Annotated in this window: 6 protein-coding genes and 1 pseudogene; 3 read left to right on the top strand and 4 right to left on the bottom strand. The window is 63.0% G+C overall.

Going from position 1 to position 7142, the window contains the following annotated elements:
- From ACM9ME_RS15200 to ACM9ME_RS15185, 4 genes and pseudogenes are all read right to left on the bottom strand, one after another.
- Positions 1-193 (bottom strand): annotated as a pseudogene (locus ACM9ME_RS15200) (MobA/MobL family protein); the annotation flags it as partial.
- A 137-nt stretch (positions 194-330) separates the two neighbouring features.
- Positions 331-942 (bottom strand): hypothetical protein, encoded by a 612-nt coding sequence (locus ACM9ME_RS15195; protein ID WP_415644306.1) that lies wholly within the window; start codon positions 940-942, stop codon positions 331-333.
- 128 nt (positions 943-1070) lie between these two features.
- A complete protein-coding gene (locus ACM9ME_RS15190) occupies positions 1071-1907 on the bottom strand; it encodes a 3'-5' exonuclease family protein (protein ID WP_415644305.1) in 837 nt (278 codons plus the stop codon).
- A gap of 720 nt (positions 1908-2627) precedes the next feature.
- Positions 2628-4601, bottom strand: a complete 1974-nt coding sequence (locus tag ACM9ME_RS15185; protein ID WP_415644304.1) for a relaxase/mobilization nuclease domain-containing protein — start codon at positions 4599-4601, stop codon at positions 2628-2630.
- A 373-nt stretch (positions 4602-4974) separates the two neighbouring features.
- On the opposite strand from ACM9ME_RS15185, the gene ACM9ME_RS15180 reads away from it, so the two are divergent.
- The 3 genes from ACM9ME_RS15180 to ACM9ME_RS15170 are packed head-to-tail and all read left to right on the top strand — an operon-like array spanning position 4975 to position 7055.
- Positions 4975-5523: a hypothetical protein gene (locus ACM9ME_RS15180; protein ID WP_415644303.1), complete on the top strand. Its 549-nt coding sequence runs from the start codon at positions 4975-4977 to the stop codon at positions 5521-5523.
- Between the two features lie 21 nt (positions 5524-5544).
- Positions 5545-6417, top strand: coding sequence for a hypothetical protein (locus ACM9ME_RS15175; RefSeq protein ID WP_415644302.1), 873 nt, complete (start codon positions 5545-5547; stop codon positions 6415-6417).
- Positions 6414-7055, top strand: a complete 642-nt coding sequence (locus ACM9ME_RS15170; protein ID WP_415644301.1) for a hypothetical protein — start codon at positions 6414-6416, stop codon at positions 7053-7055. The genes ACM9ME_RS15175 and ACM9ME_RS15170 overlap by 4 nt, the downstream gene beginning before the upstream one ends.
- Positions 7056-7142: the final 87 nt, after the last annotated feature.

Below are 7142 nucleotides of genomic sequence, written 5' to 3'. Positions count from 1 at the left end.
CGCGATCGACCAAGTCGTTGCGCGCTGCATAATCCGGGGTCGGCCCGACCTCGTCGATGCCGGTCATCCGGTTGATATACCAGTAAGAGCATTTGGCGGTGCGGTGGGTCGACCGCATATCGTGGCCATAAGCGTTAACGCTGTTCCAGATGACGTAGCGAGTGTTGAAGGGACGATCCTGATGGATGGTCATGGGTAGGCTCCTTGACGTGGCCGAATGTGGCCGGTGGTCCAGCAGCGACCTGCTGCAGGATTTCGTGGTGACAATTTTGAGAGTGGGGATGCTGACGACGGCGCGATTGGTTTGACCGTGTGATCAGCGCTCGATCGTCAGAGGCTTTGATTGGCGAGCCAGTCGGCAAACGCATCGCTCGCCGCGGCGGCATGGCCATTGCTCTGGGCGAGCCACAGCTGCCAGACGGCAATCGCCTCGCAGCTAACCTGATTGGTCAGGGGTTGCAGCTCGCCGAACGACCAGGCGCTGGCGATGTGTCCTGCTGACTGCGAGTACAAAGCAATGTGTCTGTCGGCGCAGACGGTCGCCAGATCGGGAGCACCCGCGCCGCCATGGCCAATTGCCAGATCGATGCTCGGGCTGGTGACAAGCGCCATCATCCGGTCGAGAAAGTCTCGACCGATATCGGCATCTCCGATCGCGGCCGCGTCGAGCAACGGACCGACCACACGATCAGGCAGTTGCCAGCCGATCACCGTTCCGGCGTCGGGCATGAGTGGCGTGGCCCAGGTCAACAGCGCGTCTTCGCCAGTGCCAGCGCCGATCGCTTGGCGCTCGAGAGCAAAATGCCAGTCGCCAGCGTCGTCGCGCCTCGCGACCAACATCGCGATCGCGGCGACGATCTTGGTGGCGGGGAGCGCGCTGTCACGCGCGGCAGGAACGTCGATGGTCGCGACGGCAAGCGTCACGAAACAGGTCTTGGTCATGTCAATGTCCTTGAGTTGACGCGCGTCGTCGCACCGCCGGAAGAGCCGGCAGCATGAAGCACGCGAAGATTCGGGAGTTCCGGGGGGACCCCGGATTGATCAGGTGGTCAGGTCGGAATGGTCAGTGATCAGAATGGGTCGTGATTGCCACCGAACGCGCGTTCGTCGGTCGCCAGCCGCACGCGGTGCTCCGCTCGCTTGAGCGCTGCGGCCACGTCGCTGGCCACTGCGCGTGGTCGTGCCCATGCAGCATTGGGACACGTCGCAAATGGCAGCAGATGCTTGCGTTCGGCAGAAGCTTCGATCCACTGTGCGAACGCTGCCAGCGGACGGCTCATCAGCGTCTCGTCGCTATGCCGCCAGGCATGCCACGCCAGCCATGCGAGGTAAGTCGCCGCGACATCCTCTTCGCAATAGCGCGTGATCGCATCGACCTGCCCGGACCGCCACAGGTCACCGACATCGCTACCGTGGGTGCTTGTCTTGCAGGGGATCTGCAGTCGATCGCAAATCTCTGCTAGGCTTGGGCGCTTGGTGCCACCGTAAAGCGAGTACATCTCTGCGAGATCACAATGATCGCGACCGAACCGATGCGCGCGCGCATGCCGCGACAAGCCTTCAAGACCGAAGCGGCGCTCGGCGATTGCTCCGAGCTGCAGCACTGGAAGATCATAGCCACGTGTATTGAACCCGATCGTTGTTGCCCCGCCAGGCATCGACTTGTCGACCGCTTCGTAAAACTCACTCTCCCGTCCCGGGTGGCAGACGATGCTATCAAGTCGGAAATCGTATCCGCCTTTGAGCAACCTCGCTGTCAGAAACGACGCGACCACCGGGCGGTGAAGCGGCCATTTGGGAAAGCTGCCATCCTCGGGATCGGTTTCGACGATGGATTCGATGTCGAGCACGACGACATGATCGCCCGAATGCTCGTCGCTCGGGCGTTGCGGATAGAATGACCGCATAGCAAATCTCCTTGAGATGAGCGTGCCCGCGGCTGCGGGCACGGATCGAAAGGATGAGAAGAGAAGCAGCTCTGCGCCTGAAGGCGCATCACCACTTTTTTCCTCTTCACCCTTTCAATCACTTCTGCCCTTTCTGAAATTTACTAGCGCTGCGCGCCGTGACCGATCCGTGCCGGCTTTTCCACGACCTGCTGTAGACTGGTCTGTCCGCAGGGGCCGTCGCACTTTTCCACGCTTTCCGGTGCGAGCGCGCTCAAAGCGAAAGAGATAATTCCGACCTTGTCCAAGTCGGTTGGGGCATTCGATTAACGATCCCCCAGATCTCGGCTCTCATTTCTGGTGGCCATCAGGTCGGCCAGCCGCCCGGCTCAGGTTGACGGTCGCCACGACCAGATCGCGTAGGCCGGGATCGCGTTGTCATCAGCGCCCATTGAAGCGATCACCTTTTACTGTTCGCCACGGTTGGTGCTGAGTGCCCGTTGAACGTGGCGTTGTGCGAACCAGTCGTCGTCAATTCTCAAGGCGGCAGCCATGCATGGATCAAGTCCAAACGAGCCATCCTTGAAATCGCCCATATAGATGTCGGCCTTGCGCAACCGCTCAAACAGATGTTCCTCATGCTCAAGCGCCCCCTGATCAGGGGCGGCGGACTAGATTGCGGTGAGGGTTAAGTCCGTAGAACCGTGCGAAAGGCTGCGGCGCCGTGCATTGCGCCGCGCGCTAACTGATCCCAGATTCGCGCGATGGCGCCCGCCGTCGCAGGACCGCGGGAGAGGGCGTCTCATTCGCCTGTGCCTGTAAAGTCGGGATCGTCGAGTGATGTGGAACGTCACTTAATCTAGCCGCGCCGCCCGAGGCCGCTGTCAGGTCATCCGCTGGGATCGCGCGTTTATAGGCACGCACCCATGCCCTTCGCCCAGATTTAGTGTCAGCCTGGCGGCGAGCATAGCGGTCAAGCGCATACTGTCGCTCTGCCAAGCGTGTCGGTTGCTTCCGATGCGCACGACGCCGCGCTTCGGCAACCGTAATCGTCTCTGTGGTGATGTTTAGCCGCTCAGCGGCCCGTGCGCATTGTGCAAGGTAGGCTGCGTCTCCGAACACTGCGGCGCTACCGAACCGCGCGTACGCAAGTGTCAGAGCTGCCTCGACGGCACGGTCGGACACATCGTTGACCCAGATGATGGCACCGGCATCGACTAGCGCCGGTTGTCGGCGTCGGCTACTGTCGTTCCGCGTCCAGTAGCGCACGACATTACCCCTACGCTCGGCGTCAAAGCCTTCGATCGCGACGACAGGCGGTGGACCGTGGCCGCCATGCCACGGCATGGCGATGCCGGCATCGAGCGCGCCTAAGGCGTCGAGGTCAATCATGTCGAGATCATCGACGCCGTCCGCTGCGTTGCGCAACGCGCGAACAGCCGCGATGCGGACGTCGAATGCCGCGCTCAGCGACGCAATCGCATCGGCGCCGATACGCGGCCACGCAGCGGCGATATCACGGCGCAGGCGTGGGTCTCCCCCAAACGCGGCGAGATCATCGCGATGGTGGGTGATTTTGGCGCGCATCTCGGCCAGGGCAACGTTGCGTGCCGCAAGCAGCGAGGCCACACGCTGGTCGATCCGCCATGAAACCGCCTGTTCCCGTTCTTGTCGTTTCAGCCAGGCCGCGGCTTTGTCATGGTCGAGGATGCGGGGCTCGTATGGCGCCGGTTTAAGGTCTTCCGGTTCGAGGTATCGGCCTAGCCGGTCCGCCTTAATCAGCTGCGTCCAGCTATGTCGGCGGTCAATATTGCTGAGTTTGGCACGGTCAGCGCCGGCATAAAGTTCACCGCCATTGACGGTGGGCCGGATACCCAGTCCCTGCGTGGCCAGGTTGCGATGCAAGTCGTGCCACGACCTTGCTTCATCGAGAATTGGTCCAGCGACTTCTTGCGCGAGCCGGGTGAACGACTTGAACCCGGACTGGTTCTCAAACGCGATTATCTCTTGGCGCAGCTGCGCGCGCTTGCGTATCTGCATCGGTGACGCCTGCTGTGCCGGTGCGGGCCTGCGCACGACGTGGCCGTCTCTGACCTCGTAACGACCGCCAGCTTCGCTCTGCAACTGCTGTACATGCTCGATGCGGGCAATGGCGCGCTGCATCGCCTCCTTATAGTTGGCTCGGCTATCTGCTCCCTGCCCAAACGGCAATGCCGCGCCAGTCTCGGCATCAACCGTCACTATCAGTGCGTGGATATGGACATTGCCAGTGTCGGCGTGTGCGGCCCACAGGACCGCCGCTCCCTCGCAGCCAAGTTCCTCTGCCAGCATGCCGACTGCTTCGTGGCACTGATCTTCAGTTGGATGTTCACCAGCACGATAAGACAATACGGCGTGGCGCACGGGCTTTTTGACCCGGCGCTTACGCGCCCGCAGGCGTCGTTCCATCTCGGCGACGCCTTCGTCCCATTCGAGCCCCTCGCCTTTGACGAGCGCGGAACGATAAAGCACTCGTTCGCGAGGCGGCTCATTCCGCCCACGCTCAATCTCGCCCATTCGTCCCATATAGGATGAGAGGGTCAGCCCATGATCGAGGCCGATCGCGTCAGGCCGGAGCCGGCGCGGATCGGCGTCGGCCATGTAGGCGGCAAGGCCGCGGGCATAGCGGTCCGCGCCTTTGGCCCCTTCCTTCTTGTCGATTAGCTTGATGATCATGGCGAAGGATATCGGTAATTTGCCGACACAATCCAAGCGATGCGTCTGACAATGACGGCGCAGCCGGCAAACGGTTGCGAGACCCGCCACAGGCGGGCGGAGCGACCGGTCGACCCGGGTTCGCGAGAGGCGAACCCGCATCCTGTGTCAAAAACTACCCCTTCTCGAGGCAAGCCCGGGCAGGACGTGGCATGGCGTGGCGTGCCAACTCGTGTCGCAGGTTCATGCGGCATGACATCATGTCGCTGCACCGAACACAGCGTCGGATAGCCCGCGTATCACGTAACGTGGCGCGACAAAATTTGAGAATGTCCCAAGTTTAGAGACGATCAAATCGCGAGGGTGTCTCCGTCAAAACACGGAGTACACCATCATGCCACGTAAGGAATTGGACGGCGCTAAGCTCTCCGCCGACGTAAGCAAACTGGAGCGCGAGGACCAGACCTCGCCGCCCACCGCGCGGCCATCGCTGATGGACGCGGTGCGGGCCCTCGCAACCTATATCGAGGCTCGCGCCAAGCTCGGTTGGACCGACGCCATGATCGCGGTTGTGCTCACCAAAGCTGGCTATTCGATCAGCGCCGATACGCTGCGCTGCTATCGCAAGCGCCTGCGCGACGAAGGCCTGATGGCCCCGCTGCCGGCCGAAGGACCGAAGAGGAGGACACGACAGGCGGCGATCATTCCCACCAAAACCGCGACGCCGCTGATCACCGAAGCAAGGCGCGACACCGATATCGTCGCCGAGGCGTCGATCGCGGTTGTACCCGCGGCAGCGCCGCCGCCTGCGGCGGCCACCATACCACCAGCAGATGGCATCGAGGTCGCGCGTGCGCCGCCCAATCCAGACCTGACCCTGACCCCCTCTCCGGCCCGCACCTTCCGGGTCGATCCCACCAAGCTGCCGCCCGACCGGGCGTAACCCCTCCAAGGAGTTGACCACATGAACTACGTTACCGAACCGAACATTCCCCTCAACCGAGCCGCCCGACGGCGGCTCAAGACCATCCTGTCGATCAAGAACAAGGGCGGGGTCGGCGGCAGCCACCTCGCCATGGCAACCGCGACCGTGCTGCGGATGAGCGCCGGCAGCGCGTTCACAACCGTGCTGGTCGATCTCGACGGCTCGACCGGTACCACCATCAGCAAAATGGGCGAGCGCGACGAGGAGGGCCACATCAAGCAGGAGCAGTCGCTCGACCGCGGCGTGCCGGCTATCGACCTGTTCGATCCCGCCCGGCGCGGCGCTCTGTTCTCGCTGACCGAGATCGAGGACCGGTTCCTGATCCTCGACGGGCCGGCCGCCTCGATCAACACGTTCAAGGCGCTAACCGAAAATCTCGATGCGAAGGACTGGGTCCGGCACAACGAAGCGTGCGGCCGCGATCTCGTGGTGATGATCCCGGTGACCCCGCACCTCGCCTCGATCGCGGCGGTGCCCGAGGCGATCGCCATGTTCGGGGATGCTGCCCGCTATATCGTCGTGCGCTCGATGCTCGGCTGCAGGCCCAGCGACTATGTCCTGTGGGATGCGCCCGAGTTCTGCGACCGGTTCGGCCGGATGGTCAGCGGCCGCTCCAAGGCGATGCTGGAGGAGGCGGGCGGCGTGGTGCTCGACATGCCCGCGCTCAACCCCGGCGTCCTCGCGCGGGCCGAGGCGCTTAAGGTACCTTTCGCGGAAGCCATCCACTCGGCGCTCCTCGACGCCGCCGAGCGTATCTCGGTCCGCCGCTGGCTGGAGACCTGGGCCGGGCAGCTCGATGGCGTGCGTGACATGCTCGGGCTCGATGCCGACTTCGCCTGGAACATCGCGTGAGCGGCGGCAACGGCGCCGGTCGCCGCAAGACCGCCGAGGAGCTGCTCCGCCAGCTTCTGACCGAGCCCGAATATATGGCGGTGCTCGAATATACCCGTGATCAGGGTCTCGAGCGCGATAGTGCTGTTTCTTTCATGGTCGCGATGCTCAAGGTGTTCGCCTTCGTGTTCGATCGGCAGCTCAGGGCGATCGAGATCGCCGAAGCCGGCACCGATGGCCTGCTCGCCGCTACCCAGCAGGCCGGTAACCGGCTCGACACGCTGCTGACCGGGAAACACGAGCTGTTCGCCGAAATGATGGAAAAGAACCTCGAGCGCATGGCCTATTACACGAGCGAGATGCGCGCAGCGATTGGCGAGGTCCGGATCACGAAGGACGAGCTCGAGACGATCAACAAGGAAGCCGTCGGCACCTTCCGCGCCTACAAGCGCCTCACCGACGACGGCACCGGCACGGCGCTGTCGCAACTGTTCCAGAAGCATGCCCTGGAAGCGCTCGACCGGCGTGTGCCGTTCTACGACGACACGATCCGTCTGCTGATCAGCAACACCATCACCGGAGCGGCGGCCCGGGCGACGAAGATGCTCGGCGCCGGGTTGCTGATCCTAGAGCGTTTTCCGCTCCGACTGACTCGGTGAGGGATTCCCTTCGGGGCGAGTTTGTGATTCATCCTGCTGGCTGGGATGTGGAGGCCAGCATGGATGGCACGAGCTCTTTCGCAGGAT

The sequence above is a fragment of the Sphingomonas antarctica genome, assembly GCF_965137005.1.
GTDB lineage: Bacteria > Pseudomonadota > Alphaproteobacteria > Sphingomonadales > Sphingomonadaceae > Sphingomonas_O > Sphingomonas_O antarctica.
Note: the sequence above shows the minus strand (reverse complement) of the source record. Positions and strands in the feature narration are given on the sequence as shown.